Origin of the sequence: Mastigocoleus sp. MO_188.B34, assembly GCF_030065675.1 — a bacterium.
Taxonomy (GTDB): Bacteria; Cyanobacteriota; Cyanobacteriia; order Cyanobacteriales; family Nostocaceae; genus Mastigocoleus.
Window position 1 is genome coordinate 1 of the sequence record NZ_JASJDK010000067.1, and the last position, 17,684, is coordinate 17,684.

At 36.7% G+C, this 17,684-nt stretch carries 12 protein-coding genes and 1 pseudogene; 4 read left to right on the plus strand and 9 right to left on the minus strand.

What is annotated here, in order from left to right; translation table 11 throughout:
- The 5 genes from QNJ50_RS16385 to QNJ50_RS16405 all read right to left on the minus strand — a co-directional run.
- Positions 1-743: aminotransferase class I/II-fold pyridoxal phosphate-dependent enzyme (locus QNJ50_RS16385; protein ID WP_300637085.1), on the minus strand; the 743-nt coding region annotated here is incomplete at its 3' end.
- Between the two features lie 938 nt (positions 744-1,681).
- A complete protein-coding gene (locus QNJ50_RS16390; RefSeq protein WP_300637087.1) occupies positions 1,682-2,392 on the minus strand; it encodes a diacylglycerol/polyprenol kinase family protein in 711 nt (236 codons plus the stop codon).
- 419 nt (positions 2,393-2,811) lie between these two features.
- Positions 2,812-4,497, minus strand: a complete 1,686-nt coding sequence (locus QNJ50_RS16395; protein WP_300637089.1) for a tetratricopeptide repeat protein — start codon at positions 4,495-4,497, stop codon at positions 2,812-2,814.
- Positions 4,498-5,032: 535 nt separating this feature from the next.
- Positions 5,033-6,406: a tetratricopeptide repeat protein gene (locus tag QNJ50_RS16400; RefSeq protein ID WP_300637091.1), complete on the minus strand. Its 1,374-nt coding sequence runs from the start codon at positions 6,404-6,406 to the stop codon at positions 5,033-5,035.
- Between the two features lie 373 nt (positions 6,407-6,779).
- A complete protein-coding gene (locus QNJ50_RS16405) occupies positions 6,780-6,962 on the minus strand; it encodes a hypothetical protein (protein WP_300637093.1) in 183 nt (60 codons plus the stop codon).
- A gap of 290 nt (positions 6,963-7,252) precedes the next feature.
- Here QNJ50_RS16405 and QNJ50_RS16410 point away from each other — a divergent pair, with 290 nt between their 5' ends.
- A complete protein-coding gene (locus QNJ50_RS16410; protein WP_300637095.1) occupies positions 7,253-7,828 on the plus strand; it encodes a hypothetical protein in 576 nt (191 codons plus the stop codon).
- 55 nt (positions 7,829-7,883) lie between these two features.
- Here QNJ50_RS16410 and QNJ50_RS16415 read toward each other — a convergent pair whose 3' ends face one another.
- From QNJ50_RS16415 to QNJ50_RS16425, 3 genes are all read right to left on the minus strand, one after another.
- Complete coding sequence (locus QNJ50_RS16415; protein ID WP_300637097.1) at positions 7,884-10,757, minus strand: peptidase domain-containing ABC transporter; 2,874 nt, start codon at positions 10,755-10,757, stop codon at positions 7,884-7,886.
- Positions 10,706-11,467: a peptidylprolyl isomerase gene (locus QNJ50_RS16420; protein ID WP_300637099.1), complete on the minus strand. Its 762-nt coding sequence runs from the start codon at positions 11,465-11,467 to the stop codon at positions 10,706-10,708. Before QNJ50_RS16420 ends, QNJ50_RS16415 begins: the two co-directional genes overlap by 52 nt.
- 518 nt (positions 11,468-11,985) lie before the next feature.
- On the minus strand, positions 11,986-12,756 hold the full coding sequence (locus tag QNJ50_RS16425; RefSeq protein WP_300637101.1) for a TIGR00297 family protein: 771 nt from the start codon (positions 12,754-12,756) through the stop codon (positions 11,986-11,988).
- A 348-nt stretch (positions 12,757-13,104) separates the two neighbouring features.
- Here QNJ50_RS16425 and QNJ50_RS16430 point away from each other — a divergent pair, with 348 nt between their 5' ends.
- Positions 13,105-15,207 carry a S8 family serine peptidase gene (locus QNJ50_RS16430; protein ID WP_300637103.1) on the plus strand — a complete coding sequence of 701 codons (2,103 nt, stop codon included), beginning with the start codon at positions 13,105-13,107 and terminating at the stop codon, positions 15,205-15,207.
- A gap of 462 nt (positions 15,208-15,669) precedes the next feature.
- Positions 15,670-17,184, plus strand: a complete 1,515-nt coding sequence (locus tag QNJ50_RS16435; RefSeq protein WP_300637105.1) for a S8 family peptidase — start codon at positions 15,670-15,672, stop codon at positions 17,182-17,184.
- 48 nt (positions 17,185-17,232) lie between these two features.
- On the opposite strand, the pseudogene QNJ50_RS16440 reads toward QNJ50_RS16435, so the two are convergent.
- Positions 17,233-17,541, minus strand: a pseudogene (locus QNJ50_RS16440) (DUF2182 domain-containing protein).
- Here QNJ50_RS16440 and QNJ50_RS16445 point away from each other — a divergent pair.
- Complete coding sequence (locus QNJ50_RS16445) at positions 17,522-17,650, plus strand: hypothetical protein (protein ID WP_300637141.1); 129 nt, start codon at positions 17,522-17,524, stop codon at positions 17,648-17,650. The pseudogene QNJ50_RS16440 and the gene QNJ50_RS16445 sit on opposite strands and share 20 nt — an antisense overlap.
- Positions 17,651-17,684 lie beyond the last annotated feature (34 nt).

Genomic DNA, 17,684 nt, shown 5'->3' on the forward strand with positions numbered 1-17,684 from the left:
TTGAAAGGTCGAGCTAAATGTTTTTTGTAAAGTTTTTCGTAACAACCAGCAGCCAAGATGCAGTAAGCTGCAACTCTTTCGTCAGACGTCGCAATAAATCCTCCTTCACCAGAGTTAAGCATCTTGTAACTTTGGCTGCTAAAGCAGGCTATTTTGGCGGTATGTCCTACATGCTTGCCATTGCTCCACTTTGCACCTAAACTGTGGGCGCAGTCCTCTATTAGGTAAATTCCTTCTTCATCGCAAATTTCTTTAATAGCTTCCATATCCGATACATGTCCTCGCATGTGGGATGCGATGAAGTATTTGGCATCAGGATGTTCTTTGATCTTGCGTTTGAAGTCTTCAACGTCAATTAGATACTGAGAGTTGCATTCCAGATATATGGGAATACCACCAGCATGAACAATACTACTCGGAACTGCAGTAAAGGTAAAAGCATTACTGAATACCTTATCTTGATATTCTAATCCAGCGGCTTTAAGACTCATAAAAAGAGCGCTACCGCAAGAATTCACAGCGATCGCATATTTATGTTCTATATAGCGACTAAATTCATATTCCAATTTAGTGACTTCAGTTGCTAACTCATCATCTAATTCAGAGGGGTCTATTTCTTCCTCGAATTCTGCGTGGAAATTGTAGCGATACATTCGCCCCGTTTCCATCAATTTTACCGCTTGCTCGATACCTGCTTGGGGAACTGGATCGGGAATCTTAAAATCTTTGGTAAATTCCATCATGCTTTTAGTGAATTTCTCACAAGTGAAGTCGGGGTCAATGAACTACGAGAATGCAATTACCACATAGCTTCAGGTAGTTGCAAGCAATGATCCTGACAACTATACAACTATAAAGTTTAACCGATTGTCTGGAACAAACACAGCAAAATTATCGGCATACCTGCAATATTATTTTGCACCCTTGCACAAAAATATCTTCAATTTGGCTGATATAAGTTCTGATAAACCAGGAAAATTTCGTATGGAAAAAATCCTTGAAACCTTTACTATGTGGTGCAACAAGGGGTCATTTATATTTGCTTGTTTATGTCAAATTATTTTATAAGTTAAAAGACAATTAAATGACGTTTATTATTAAAAAAAATGATCTATTGGTTATAAGTGTATATTTTGTGGCATTAAAACAAATGATGCTTATAGTCAAGCATAAATCGGTAGTTTGTTAATGATAAATTAACTACATATAAAACGTCATTAATACTTAGGCTTATATACTACCTATTATTTATAGTTCTAATGTATTGTTCAACTCCAAATAGATTTCAAACTTGGATGATTTTGGCAATTTTTCACTGTTTTCACTTTTAATCTATATAACTTAATACGCAATGAGTTATTATTTTGCTGCTGGATATTTGATTTCAAGAGGTGGAATATAGATCTGAAGCAAGTAAGCAAAATTGCTTATTAGGCTGACAGCGAGACTACATTAACAGTGTCTTCAACTGTTAGTAAATACGAAGAAATGTTAAATTAATTCTGTTCAGATAATTGTTTAACAGGTGCTGTTAATGAGTGTTTTAACAAGTATTGCTTGTTGCTTAATTACCGACCGTCGAGCTTGAGAAGAGCAAAATCTCAAGCAGTTCATAATTGAGAATTACGCGTAGCGCTGTATGAACTCATGATCGCGCAATACTTAAGGTACGCTTTTATCTTTAACCAATACCTTGTGTTAACCGGTCTAATATATATGCTATAGTTGCACTACCTAAAGGAACAGTCAAATTATCAATACCCAATAAAGAAAAGGTTTCTAATGCAGTTGTAATTACTGCAACCATTGTTGATACTAAAGCAGCCTGCCAAAAGTTACCACTCACGAAAATAGAGACTAAAAAACTGACAGTAAAAGTCACAACAGCCATAGTTGCAGATCCTTCCAAGCTTTTCTGTCCGCCAAAAACTTCATACTTGTTTTTTCCAAAACGCCTTCCAATCAAAGCTGCTAAACCGTCGCCCCAAGCCATGACTAAAACACCCAAAACAGCATACTGTGGTTGTTGAATATTCCAAAACCAAGCAATCAGAATTCCAATACTCACAGAATAGAAAAATGTTCCCAAACTTTTACGACCAACACTATTAATTCCCGGAAGAATAGGGAAGCGATAAGACAACAATGTGACAACACTAGCGATCGCTGAAGCTACAATACCGACAATGGCAGGTATGTCTAACCACCAAGCGAGTAAAATCACATTGCCAGTACCAATATGAACTATTTTGCGTATAACCTCTGAATCATCACTCCCTAGACGCCATACAAACCATGCTGCAAGAGCAATTAGCAATATCCAGACAGCAACCAAGCTAATTTGCACCCACAAAGGTGAAATAGATTCCGAGGCAACAGATAAACTCAACAAAATCTACCAAAATGCTAAAAATTTTCCCTTTGTTACCAATTTATTACATCGGCGTTAAATTAATAAAATTATTTCTAATTTTATAATCTAAGTAGGTTAGTAAGAAAAATCATAACTTGTTTGTAATAGTGCTTTAGCCCTTTAGTGCTACTACGAGCCAAATGCGATTATTTTATATTTCTTTACAGAGTTTACTTTTTTCTTGCCTACTTACTTAATTTCATAATCTAATTTCACAAGTATCTTGTCTGTTGGCTGGCTATAGTTAATGATTCATAGTTAATCGATAATAGTATGTTCTCTATTTAATTAAATACCTACAAGCATTATTTTCATTACACCCCGATCAGCCTAATGCTACTAATTACATATTTTGTTGGCTATTGTTAATTCTAAAAATACAACCAATTAAAATCAAGCTAATGTTGATAAAGTAAATTAGACCTGATAGTAGCCTTCAGACCTGGGGATCGATTGTTTTGAGGTTTCACATAAGAAACTGAGTGCAAATAATTTTGTGTTGTTGCCCATTCTTGGGGGAAATCGCGACGATTATAAACAGATAAAGCTTTCTTATAAGCTCTCATCGCCTGTTGGATATTTTCAGGTTGAGAGCCTTTGACCCGATAACGATAAGCATGACCTAAATTATTTTGGATTCTCGCCCATTGTTGTGGGAAAGTTTCCCGAGTAATTACTTTTAATGCTGCATTATAAGCAGCGATCGCCCTTTCTAAATTCTCAAATTGGTTACCCTCGATCCGGTTGCGGTAAGCATTACCCAAATTATTTTGTGTCATTGCCCATTGTTTTGCACAGTTTTCTCGAGTGATTACCTGCAATGCAGCACGATATGCGTTGATGGCTTGCTCTATATTTTCCGCTGTATCCCCGTAAAGTCGATGACGAAAAGCATTACCTAAATTATTTTGCGTCATTGCCCATTCTTCAGGATAAGTATTGCTAGTATAAACTCCTAAAGCTCGTTTATAGGCATTAATTGCTTGTTCTAAATTTTCAGCTTCATTACCCTTCACGCGGTTACGGAAAGCATTACCTAAATTATTTTGGATTGTTGCCCATTCAGTGGGATTAATTCGAGCTGTAATTACTTCTAAGGCCGCATTATAAAACTCAATTGCTTTTTCTAAATTTTGTCCCCGATCACCCTTAATTCTCTCATAATAAATATCACCCAAATAATTTTTAATTCTTGCCCAATCCAAAGGTGAAGTATCCCGCGTGTAACCTGATAGGGCTTCAGTGTAAGCTTCAATAGCTTGTTCCAAATTCTCACTATGGTTACCCCTACTACGATGACGATAAGCATTAGCTAAGTTATATTTTATTGCCACCCATTGCTGTGGTAGGGGAACCTGTTTTAAAGTTTTGAGTGCTTCATTATAAGCTGCAATTGCTTTCTCGATATTGGCTGCCCTGTTTCCATTAATTCTATAGAAAAAAGCTGTTCCCAAATTATTTTGGGTAGTGCTCCAATCAAAGGGGAATTTATCCGGGTCAAATACTGTGAGAGCCATTTTATGGCAAACAATAGCTATTTCAATATTATTAGCTTTATCACCTGCATCAAACTGGCTAATTAAATTACCGAACTCGACTAAAATTGCTGCTAGAGACTCTGCATCTTCTGACTTATTGCCAGATAAGATATTAGTTCCCCACTGGCGTAAAATTCCGGTAAATGATGAATCTAATTTATCAATATTATCCATCATCATAGGATAGACTGATTCTTTTCTACCTTGACTTTCCGCTGTAACTTCCAGAATTTGTAGGATAAATTGTAGGTAGTTTTGTTTTTGTTGTCCGTCTAAATTTTCTAATTTTTTTCGATCAATTGTAGATGATATAGAATCTAACTCTTCACCAATATACATCGCAATTGATAACATCAAGTTACTAACAAAATCATTGCCTTTACTAGATGCTTTATCTGCTTCTGAAAGCAAGATTTGGATTAATTCTTCATCAATTAAATCTTGATTTGATTTTAAAACATCTTTTTCTTGACCTTTTTCACAACTCAATAATTCTTCAATTAGATTTTGATATGCACGGAAGCGCTTTTGATCTGTGACTATCATATGATTATTCTAATTGCTTATAAATATACTTGGGTATTTTTAACTAAAATCCTAGCTTAAACTCAAAATACTGATAAAACGTCAGCAAACTTAAAATTCCTTTGTAGAAAAAACAAAAAGTATTCTATCTTAATTTGTAGATTTTTAAACTATCATGTATCGGAAATGAAATAAATAGATTAGCCTGTTAGTCTTGTTCTGAAAGAGTTTTAGTTAATTTTCAAGTCTTATTTTAAAATTTTGATAATTTTTTTAACTATAAAACAAGTGATATAAATTACTATGTCAAGATGTATAAAATAAAGTGTAAATAATGCAATAAGTAAATAATTGTTGGAGTTAATGTTAATACAAAATTTGTAATTTTTGTATTTTTTATTTATACAATTTTATCTATATTATTTATAGTATGAAGTGGGCATCGCCCACCATACTATAAAGACGTAGGTGCACTGCCATGCGCCCCCAAGATACACTTTCTAAAATAGCTATTTTCGTAACATTTACCCTTAAGTGATTGCTATTGAATCCGAATCTATGATTCTTGTGGTGGAAGCTGATTATTTTTGTATATTTCTAAGGCAGCTAAATAGCATCTGTTAGCAAAATCTAGATTTTCAGCTTCATCTCCACGAATACGATTTCTATAAGTGTTACCTAAATTATATTGAACCATTGCCCATTCGCTGGGAGTACGTTCACGTTGATATACTTCTAATGCTGCTAAATAGTATTCAATTGCCAGTTCAATATTTTCTTCTCTATCATCAAAAATGCGATCGCTATAAGCATTACCAAGATTAAATTGAATTGCAGCCCATTTATAGGGAGTTAGTTCTCGTTGATAGATTTGCAGTGCATTTAGGTAATGTTCAATGGCAATTTCAATATTTTCTGCTTTTTCATCTAAAATACGGTTGAAATAAGCAGTACCAAGATTATTTTGCACCATCGCCCAATCATCAGGATTGCTATCTCTTCCGTAGACTTCTGCAGCAGCTTTATAAGATGCAATTGCTTGTTCTAAATTATCAGATCGGTCGCCCTGCACCCTTTCCACATAAGCGTTACCAAGGTTATTGTGAGTTCCAGCCCATTGTTCGGAAAAGCGATCGCGCTCAAAAATTGTCAATGCTGCATGATATCCACTAACAGCAATTTCCAGATTATCACTATGGTTTCCCAAGGGAAATCTTTGAATCAAGATACTAAAGTGAACAATATCGACAGCAATACTTTGGGCGATGGGGGGCTGGACTCTAGTTGTAATATCCTTGACCCACTCCGTAATTGCTTTAGCTAATGTTAGATTCAGTTTATCCAAATTATTTTGTAATAATGGATAAACCATCTTAGCGTTAGCATTACTGTTAGAAGTTATTCGTAAAGCCTCCGCCAGAAAATCTATATGACTTTTCGAAACATCTGGCGGTAATGAAGTAATTAATCCTTCAGCAAGGGGAGCAGCAATATTTTGTAAGAAATTAGCGGCTCTTTCTTCGCCAATCTCCTCCAACATTCCTGCTACTTGAGTAACTTTAAGAATAAAACCTCTATCAATTAATTCTTGATTTTTACGTAAAACTTCTGCTTCTGAACCGCTAGGACAGTTTAATAAAGTTTCAATTAATTTAATGTAAGCAGAATAACGATCTTCGGGATCACTTTCAAGATTTCCCGATGCTTGTTCTACTGCTTCTTTTAACTGTTGTGCTAAATTTCGTAAAAAATAAGCAGCCCCTTGTGCACCCTGCTCTTCTGCTTGATTTGCTACATGTTCCATAATTTTAATGAAATCAGCATCAAGCAGATCTGAATGTTCTTTCAATAGTGCCAGTTCTTCTCCACTCGGACATCGTAGCAGTTCTTGAATCAGTGTCAGATAAGCGCGCAGACGCTGTTCATCCATTCGGTAAGACCTCAATAGGTACTACCGTAAATTTTTACACTTTTAAACTAAGAATACTATCCATAAAAATACTTCTTTGTTTAAATATTTAATATGGGAATATAAAGAATTTTATGTTCTTGTATTTTGTAATTAAATTAGATTTTTTTGTATATTGAAAAACTATCTTAAATACTCTTAAAAAACAAAATTAAATATCGAATTTATTACTCAAATAAGATACAATACCAAGATTATTTAAGTAAATAAGTATAAACAAACAAGTATTGGTAATTGGTAATTGGTAATTGGTTTTTTCTTATATATTTTTCATGACTTGTTCAATTATTTTCTCCTCAACAATTGAATAAAGTTATCGCTAACTGTATGGTCTTTAGTGTCTGCTGCATATTGAATTAATTTTTCTCGGAGTTCTAATGCTGCAAACCGCTATAATTCCTCCACGATCGGGTTCTTCTTTCAGGAGTTGGGCAACTTGGGGTGCAATTTCCTTAATATGAGATCGTAATTTATTAATCTCATATTCTCCCAACTTATCTGCTGCTAGATTTTGCACTTGTGGATATTCGTTTTGCAGCCCTGTAGCAATAACTTTTCCTTAACCCTCTTAAATACTCTGAAAATATTCTTGTTCAAGCATTAAATATTTGTTGCAAAGCTCCTCAAGCACTTAGAATAAGTCTAAAATATAGTTAGGACAAGGTTGTAATCAAGCCTTAAATCGCAGAGCGTGAAAGAATAGTTCTGTAAAAGCTTCAACTAAACCTCCGAAAATAACCGATTGTTATGATCTGCTGATGGATTTTCGGAGGATAAAAGTAATTTTTATTCTTGGACAGAAAAATCATGAAACTTATTAAGTTAATATTACTACCTATTTTGTTATGTATGCAGTTTGCACCAGTAGCAGAAGTTGTAAGAGCGGGAGAGGTTGATGACCTCCAAAATCTCTGCTCAAAATTTCCTTTGAATTCCAGATGTGAAGGCTATAAAGCTCCGATTTCACTTGATAATCGTCTTGGGAAAAAAGCTAAATGTCTTTTCAGTGGTGACGAAAAAAGTACGAGATGTAAGGTTCATGTTACCAACGATCTAGTCAAGTTCTATGTTGAGACTGGAAAAAGATTGGATATTTTAGAAGGAGAAAAAGATACAAAAGAAGTTGTGATTCCAATGAAGACTATTAAGTCTTTATCTTACTCTGAAAGAAAGAAAATTGATCCTGGTGCAGTCTTTGCTTTCGGAGTCTGGGGATTACTCGCTAAGAAAAAGATGTCGACAATAGGAATCCGTTACCAGGAGGGAGTAGAGCCTTCTGAAAAGCAAGTTGTATTGGTGACTGGTAGAAAAAACGGCAGAAAAATTCGTCAAAAATTAGAACTGCAAACAAATATAGTTGCTGATATTCTCAACGTTGATTGATAGACTATCCTCCAGGGTTTTACCCACTAACGAAAGCAGCAATATTTATGGAGTCCTAAACATTTGCTTGCTGTCTTTGATACAGCGACCAATACAAACCTTTTTGTCGTAATAATTCTGGGTGGTTACCCCGCTCCGCAATGACACCTTTTTCCATCACTAATATCAAGTCAGCACGCTTCAGAGGTGCAAAACGGTGAGCAATCAGAAATACTGTTCTTCCTTCAGAGATTTTTTGTAAGTTTTGCAGAACTTGTTGTTCGGTTTCGCTATCTAAGGCACTAGTTGCTTCATCCAAAATTAAAATTGGAGCATGGGAAAGGAATAATCTTGCAAGGGCGATCCGTTGACGTTGTCCCCCAGATAATGCTGTACCCCTTTCACCCACATTGGTTTCGTAACCGTGGGGAAGTTGACTGATAAAATCATGGGCGACTGCAAGTCTCGCAGCTTCAACAACTTCTTCGGCGCTAATGTCAGGATGTCCCAAAGTAATATTTTCTAAGATGGTACCATTAAACAAAAAATCTTCTTGGAGAACTACAGCTATTTGCTGACGCAAGGATGCAATATCAGCACTTTTAATATCAAAACCATCTACTAAAATCCGACCCGATTCAATTTGGTACAGGCGCTGTAAAAGCTTGGAGAGAGTACTTTTACCAGAACCACTGCGTCCGACGATACCGACAAATTGTCCTGGTTGAGCATCGAAGGAAATTCCCCGTAATACGGGTTCGGTGTTACTTTTATAGCGAAAGAATACTTGCTCGAAGGTAACTTGTCCTTTGAGGGTTGGTAGAACTAAACCCGTTCCTGGTTCAGCTTCGGGAGCAACGTTAAGAATATCCCCAATTCGATCTACTGATAGAAGAACTTGTTGCAAATTTTGCCATAGTTGCACCAAACGTAAAAGTGGTCCCGTTACCCGTCCAGAAAGCATTTGAAAGGCTACCAATTGACCGACCGTTAGCTTCTGTTCGATAACTAATTTGGCTCCAAACCACAGAATTAATAAACTAGAAAAATTAGTTAAAAAATCACCAATATTACTACTGATATTGGAAGTGGTAGAAGCTTTAAATCCAGTACGAACAAACCGAGCAAATAATCCTTCCCAGCGATCGCGAGCTACGGGTTCGGCTGCATGGGCTTTAACGGAGTGAATTCCGGTGACTGTCTCGACTAAAAATGATTGACTATCAGCACTACTATTAAAAGTTTGGTTGAGCCAGTTACGGAGAATCGGTGTGGCGATTAAGGTTAATGTGGCAAATAAAGGTAGTACTGCTAAAGCAACTAAAGTTAGGGAAAGGTTGTAATAAAACATTAACGCCAGGTAGACCACAGCAAAGATGCTATCGAGTACCACTGTTAATGCTGTACCGGTAAGAAATTGACGAATTTGTTCCAGTTCTTGCACCCGTGCTACCGTATCCCCCACCCGTCGCGATTCAAAATAAGCTAAGGGTAAGCGCATTAAGTGGCGAAATAATTGCGCCGATAAACTTAAATCTAAGCGACGGGCTGTATGGGTAAAAATAAATAAACGGAGAATTCCCAGAACCGCTTCAAAAACCGCAACCAATAATAAAGCGATCGCCATGACGTCGAGAGTTGGTAAACTCTCCTGCACCATGACTTTATCAATGATGACTTGAGTAATTAATGGGGTAGTTAAACCCAATAACTGTAGAGTAAAAGATGCTATTAAAACTTCTGAAAGTAAACCTTTATAGCGCCAAACAGCGGGAGTAAACCAACCTAAATTAAATTTTTCTTGTTTTTGAACTAGTTCTGCTTGCCAGAGTTTACCATCCCAGTATTCTTCAACTATCTCTTGGGTAAGACTTTCACAACGTTGCTCTGTATTGAGGGGATTAGCAATAATTAGGCGATCGCCAACCATAGCATAAGCTACCACCCAATTACCGTCATTGTGACCAGATGTACCCCATCGTAGTAAAACTGGATATGAAAGTTGTCGTAATTCCTTCCAACTATTAATTTGCAAGCGACGCAAAACAAAACCTAACTTTTCCGAAGCTTCAATCAAATGTTTTGCACGTTGTCCTCTGAGTTGGCGTTGTACCCATTCTAGTTTTACAGGGTGTTCTAACTGTTGCGCCACCATTGTTAAACAAGCCGCTCCCGTATTGGAACTACTAACAAATGGATAAGCTGCAGAATTCAAACCTTGAGGAGGAAGTATCAGGTTAACTAAACTTTGGCGAGTACTAGAGTAACTATATTCTTGACGAGGAGAATGATTTGACTGGGGTTCTGTATCACCAGAATAGCCACTCTTATTTACTGCTAATTCTGGTATTTTAGGTGGACTTGGCTGACCTTGAAATTGTTGATTTGTAATTGTTTGCTCTGCAGCTTCTTCACCTGTAACTTCAGTATTAATTTGCTGGGAAATGAAACCGTTATGAGTCAAACCTGCATCAATCGTTTTCTCAGAAGTTTTTTTAGATGTTTCCAAACCACCCTCACGCCAGAATTCAACTATTTGAGGCGTAGTGAGTTCCTCCCAAACAGCAGTTTCCCAACGAACAACAATAACTTCCTTACTTGCTGCAACTGCTTTACAATCGATAACTGACTTTTTTAAATCGCCAAACCAATTCCCTGCATCTATTGTTCCTATTGGTTGGCTGGTCTTTTCATCTCGCCAACGCACCTTACCAGAAACAATCAAAAATTGGTATTCTGTCGAGAAAGATGACCAGATTTTTTCTCCTAACTTGTAGCGTAATACTTCCCCGTGTTCTTCCACTCGAGACTGTTGCTCGGTCGTTAACCAAGACAATGGTGGTTGATTCCAAGCCAAAGAAGCTAGCACTTGAGCCGCAAAAGAATCATCAACTGCTGTTACTTCACTTCCAACTTGACTGTCAGTTTTTGAATTTTCTCCGCTAGCCATTTCTCAAATAATTCATTTTGTAGGGCTTTTTTTAACTGAGTATCTTCCAAAGTCGCCGGGAGAAATTGTTCGACCCGAAACAAACCATAGCGTTCCTCTAATTGGATCGGTCCTAATAAATCCCCAGCATTAGCTATATCCACTGCAGCACGCAGTACATCCGGCATTGTTCCCCTACTCACTGCTCCCATCATCCCGTTAAGAATGCGGTCATCTGTGAGCGAATATTCCCTGGCTAATTGCTCAAAGCTAACACCTTCTTGAATTTGAGTTTGTAACTCTTCAGCCAATTCTCGAGTATCAACAATTATCCTTGAGAGAACTACTCGATCCAGAAAAATCTTACGTTCGATGAAATATTCGGAAATTTTTCCCTCTGTAACTAAAACTTTGAGCTTGTCTAACTTAAAACCAAAAGATATAGATTCATGAAAAGTGGTGTAATCAGTATTATTTTTAACTAGCCACTCCTGAAACTTTTGAGGTTCAGTAAGTTGATTTTTGAGCCTAAAGTCGATCGCAGCCTGTTCGACAATTGCAGAATTAAGTTCTATTTCATCTTCTTTAGCTTTAATTTCTTGTTCTATAACTTTTTGGCGGAGAAGATCTCCTATAAAATGTCCTAACTTTCCTGAAGCTCGCAAATATTTTATTACTTCCCCTATACCTATTGGTTGTTCGTCTACGGTCAAAAACTGTAAAGGTTCCATAAAATGAATACGTACAAACGACTAATAAATAGTGCAAGCCTTGATATCAAATAATTTACATTCTAGAAGAATATCCTTTCACAAATTCACCATAGATATCCTAAATCTAGAAGGATTAAACAGCAAGTAATATACGAAGTAATTACGTATAAACACTTAAAATAATTTGCCGAAGATCTTAAGTGTTATGATTCCCCGATATCATTTATCTTTTTGCGCAAAGCAATTTAACGATTCAACTTCAAGAATTGACTGAGCGAAATATCCCGTAATTGTAGCGTTAATTTAGGAATTGGGAACTAGGAATTGAGACTTAAATAAAGGTATTTTCAATATTTCTAGCAGGAGACAGGAGTCAGGATTCAGAAGTCAGGAGTCAGGAATCAGGAGACAGGAGCTAGGAGTGAAACCTGCTTTACATCTAATTTTTAGCTTTTTGGCTGTACCAATCCGCTATACTTTTCCATTACCCATTACCAATTACCAATTACCCATTACCCAATCCCCAATCCCCAACTTCAGGAAAAACTTTTCCACAACAAAGCTAGTGCGATCGCAGCAATTGCTCCGATTGAAGTATTTAAAATATTGACAACGTCATGGGTAAGCCAATCATAGCGTGATTCTAAAGTTGCGCCGATAACACTTTCAATATTAGTCGCAATAAAAGCAGCAAGCGTACACCACAAAACTCCGATTAAATCAATCAGACCAATTCCCCATCCCACAAATGCGATCGCAGCGGAAGCAAAAATACCGGCGATGGTTCCTTCTAAACTCACAGCTCCTTCGGTACCACGGGGAACAGGTTTTAAAGTCGTAATTAAATAAGTACTTTTACCATAAGCTTTACCAACTTCAGTTGCAGAAGTATCAGAAAGTTTAGTACTAAAGCTAGCGACAAATCCTAAAATCAGTAGGGACACTATGGTTTTTTTCAGATCTCCATCGGTTGTCGAGTAAAACAAACGAACTGCTAAGACAGCTAAAGCACAAACCGAACCCGTAAATGCCGAACCCCAAACATTTCCCGGACCTCTGGTTCCAGAACGTTCTTCAGCAATACCCAAAGCTTCTTTTTCTGCCATGCCAATACGGGTAACAGCAGAACCTACCAAGAAATAAAATATTACCAGTAAATATCCTTGCCATCCTAAAGTTAACCAAAGTATTGCACCCAAAAACCAAGCATGTATTAAACCTGCAGGAGTTAAAAGTTTTTTGGGAGCGATCCAGGCTATGAAAACTAAAACTGTATTTAGCCCAATTCCAAGTAGCCCGGAATTCATCACATAATTTTCCAGGAACATCTTTAAAAATTATCAACACTAAGTATTTTTCTCAGACTAGCAGGAGAAGAGGATTTGAGTAAGAAGTAAGAAGTAAGAAGTAAGAAGAACCTAATTTTTTTGCTGTAGAAAGATAGAGTAATATTTTGTCATCAGTATATTTTTCATCAACTCTTCATAATACTGCAAGGACTAAATGTAAAAAAAGTGACTTTATACCAATATAAAAACTTAATAAAATACTGGTTACTGATTCGTAAAAATTAGAACAAGATAGCCTAATAGGTTTGTAAATTAAGAGACAATCGACTTTCATGGAATATGTAGTACCACCACAGGCTTAAAATTATGGCAGTGGAAATTTCAAATCCCTTCGATATAAATCTTGGTACTGACAATGTCATTATTACTGATGCAGTCAGTTCGTTAGAAGGAAGTGACTTCTATAAATTTACTATCGGTGCTAGTAGCAGTTTTAACTTGTACTTGGATGATTTGAGTGCCGATGCTGACGTCACTCTAGTTCAAGATCGCAATTCTAACTTGCAAATAGATGGAGACGAATTAATAGCTTATTCCAATCGGGGTGGTGCAAGATCAGAATCTATCAATGAAATTTTGGAAGAAGGTGATTACTATATCCAAGTTTATCCTTACGAAGAAGACGCGGATATCCGATATAGATTAACTGTTGGTGCAGAACTTTTAGATCTAGGAGGAGATAGTCTTACCGAAGCCTACAAATTAGAAAATCGAGCAACGATTAGCGATCGCATTGGTGGTTTAGATCTAAATGATTATTACCAATTCACTTTAGATGGTAGAAGCGATATTGATATAACAGTAAGCAGTCTTAATAATAATAGGGATAGCGATAGTGATATTGATATTGACATTGATGTACAGTTACTTGACATCAATGGTGATATCGTTTCTAGTTCGATGAATCTAGGTTCTGATGAATCAATTTTTGAAACTTTAGAAGCCGGAAAATATTACATATATATTTATCCATACAGCGTTAACGAAACAGATTATAATCTAACTTTTTCATCACTTCCCAATACAAATTTACCCTTACCAACAAGTAGTAGTCCTTTAGCATTATCAACAGCAGGGGGAGATAGTAATGTTGCAGTATCTCCAATTCCTCAATCAGCAAATGGTAATACACGTCATATCCAAGGAACTCTTGGAGCCGATACTTTTACTTATCAGTCGGGCTACAACTTAAATATTTTCTCTGGTAATGGCAACTATAATTACTCTTCAGGTTTGTTTGACACACTAAACTTGTCCAATTATGTTTCAAACACTGTTGGAATCAACCTTGCAAATAATGAAAACGGAGGTGTTGTTTACAATCCTGGCGATGGCGCACGTGTATTTGATGTGATTAAATTTAGTGACGGTCGTCAGATCCTATTTGAAAATATCGAAGTAGTTCAGTTTGCAGATACTACTCTTAATTTATCCGTAATACCTAACGATCCTTTATTTAATCAGCAATGGAACCTGCATATGACAGGGGTTCATAATGCGTGGCGTTTTACTCAGGGTAATAATAATGTGCTGATGGGGGTTGTTGATACGGGCTTGGGTACCGATAGCAATGGTAATCTTCACCCCGACCTACGAGACACTATTGTTGTTGGTAATAATTATTTAGATGAATGGCAAGGTTTTTCCCATGGGACTCTCGTTCAAGGAACAATGGGAGCAGCAACAAATAACGGTCAAGGTATTGCTGGAATTAACTGGAATTCTTCAATTTATACCATTGATGTTGTAGGGGGCGATTCTGGAGACTATAACCTGGTCGGAGCTATTGACACAATAATCAAAGAAGCAAATTCCCTAGGACAGGTTGCAGTCGTCAACTTAAGTTTAGTTGGTGGTTACTCAGTACAACTCGAACAAATAATTGCTAACAATCAAAATAATGCTCTCTTTGTAATTGCTGCTGGTAATGACGGTGGTAATAGTATTGCTAGCCCTGCTAACTTAGCGGCACAATACAGTAACGTAATGGCTATCGGTGCTTCTTGGGGTGCAGCAGATTGGTATGGTAATCCAAAAACAGCAGGTCAAAGAGTTGATTATTCTGGAATTGGATGGTGGGGTTCAAATTATGGAGAAGGTTTAACATTAATGGCTCCATCGGAGTTTCTTAGTACCAATGCCATAATTGAAGGGTCTAATAGTTTCCATACTCACGGTTATGACCCCCGGTTTAATGGAACTTCTGCATCAACAGCAATGGTATCCGGTATTGCTTCATTACTTTGGAGCGTCAATCAAAATTTAACTGCAGACCAAATTAAATCTATTCTTTCTCAAACTGCAACCGATCTAGGTGCTATTGGTTATGACACGGAATACGGTCATGGATTAATAAATGCTGATGCAGCGGTAAGACGAGCAATGGCAATTTATAGAGGATTTTCTTAGTCAGTTAATAGTTATCCTATAAATCAATACAGTTCAGTTAAGACTTTTTTTAAAACAAATACCACTGTAGAGACGCGACATGTCGCGTCTCTACCAAGAAATTTAGGCTTATCTGTTAGCACGCACCTACGGTGTTAGCGGTAGCGTGACGTTAGTCATACACGTAGTGCGGATAACCGTATTGTCATACAAATAAATTACTTTGGAGCTGATTATTGATTAAATTAATTGATTAGCTCAAATTTAATACAGGGTGTGTCGATCTCGATCACACATCCTGTCACTATTTGATGACAAGTTTTCTCTTTTTAGTAACTAATCTGTAAATCAATTATCTGTTTATTTTTTTTATTTACATTATTTTTAATTTCATAAGCATATAGATAATTAAAAACTTTACTTTGGTGAAGCTTTTAAAATTTTGTGCTGTTAATAAATAACAATTTTTTCTCAAAATTATTTATGTCCATTGATTATCTGAATAATAATCTCGATTATCGCAAAGGGCAAAATATCACTACTTTCTCTTCAAAGAATACTTCCAGTCTTCAAGATCCTAGTTATTCAGGATTAGTTAGTAACAGCAGTTATAACTCTTCAACAGGTTATGGCTCGATCGATACAAAAGAAGCTTTAGAAACAATTACGGGTAAAGAAATTAATGAAGTTCCGGATTCAGGCGGTAACAATTGGGGAGCCGATTTGATAAATGCTCCAACTGCTTGGAATGAAGGATATACCGGAGAAGGTGTGGTTGTTGCAGTGCTTGATGGTGGGGTTGACTACAATCACCAAGATTTAAGAGATAACATTTGGACAAACAGTAAGGAAATTGCTGGTAACGGTAAAGATGATGACGGTAATGGTTTTATTGATGATATTTACGGTTGGAATTTCCACGATGACAACAACGACACCTTAGACAAAGATGGACATGGTACCCACGTTGCAGGTACTATCGCTGGCGTTAATAATAATTATGGTGTAACTGGTATAGCCTATAATGCCCAGATTATGCCCGTGAAGGTACTTGATGATAGTGGTTCTGGTTTTTACAGTTCTATTGTTGATGGAATCTACTATGCAGTAGATAACGGTGCTGATGTTATTAACCTGAGTCTTGGGGGTGAATATCCCAGTTGGGATATAGAATTAGCAATTGCATATGCCGATAAAAGTGGTGTGACTGTTGTCATGGCTGCTGGAAATAGTTCTGGGGAAAACCCTTTGTACCCGGCTAGCTATGCAGATGATTATGGAATTGCGGTTGGAGCAGTAGATAAAAATAATGAATTTGCTGATTTTTCTAATCGCGCCGGTAATGATGAAACTGCTTATGTCACGGCTCCGGGTGTCAATGTCTACTCCACAGTCCCAAACGATGGATATGAATCTTATAGTGGTACATCTATGGCGGCTCCTCACGTTAGTGGGGTAGTTGCATTAATGCTCAGTGCGAATCCAAATCTGACTCCCGATCAAATTCGTCAAATTGTTACTCAGTCGGCAACTAATAGTACCCAAACGATCAATAGTGATCGCAAAATTCTAGGTTTAGATTTTGATTCAGGTTTAGATTTAAATTTAGATCTAGATTATTTAAGCTTTATTGAGACAACTTTTTATAGCTTCGACAGTATTGATTTCAATTTCAATTCTGTTAGTTTTGATAATGTTAATTTTGGGGCTAATAACAGTATTGATTTTGCCGGTAATATTTTTAGTCAAGCAGGAATTAGCAGCGTAATTGACAATTTTAATTTATCAACTTTATCTACTTTAGATATTGATTTTGCTAATAATAGTTTTGCCAATAACAATAACTTGCTGAATAATCCCATACTTTCTAATCCAGCAATTACCTCTGAATTATTGAATTTATATCGCGGTTATTTAGATCTAATGAAAGGTATTGAAGAAATAATGGGAGATTACAATCCTGAGGAATTACCTTCAATTCCAAGTTTATCTAAATAAATTGGTAGTAATTACTATATGGGTTTAATCAAACACACCCACCATAATTTAAACTCCCCACAAAACCAGCAACAAACCTGTGAAGCTCCCCACCCAATAGTTAGCAGGTACAACCTTCTCAATTAGTACGAAAACAGCGAGTACAGCTATCCAAAGAAAATTCATCACTCTTAAGACGAACAGCAGCCAAGAAAGACAGAACATTCCATACTTTAGGCCCATACTTAAGGCACCTTTGACCTTTTCTTACCATTCTGACATGAGAAATCCTATTGGAGATCGACAATGAGCAAGACAGACATATTTAAGTCTGCTCCACTGAAAGATACCTGCTGTTATGAGAAGCAAGCCGCCCACATCTATTTGTTATGAGTGGGGGTTGCAGAATGGTTATGCTGTTGAGGAGTTTGGTTGTGTTCCTCTTGGAAGTGGCGTTGAGAGAGTTAAAATTCCCGGGATAAATTGATTGAGTTTGCTTTTCAAAGTACAGGTTAAATATA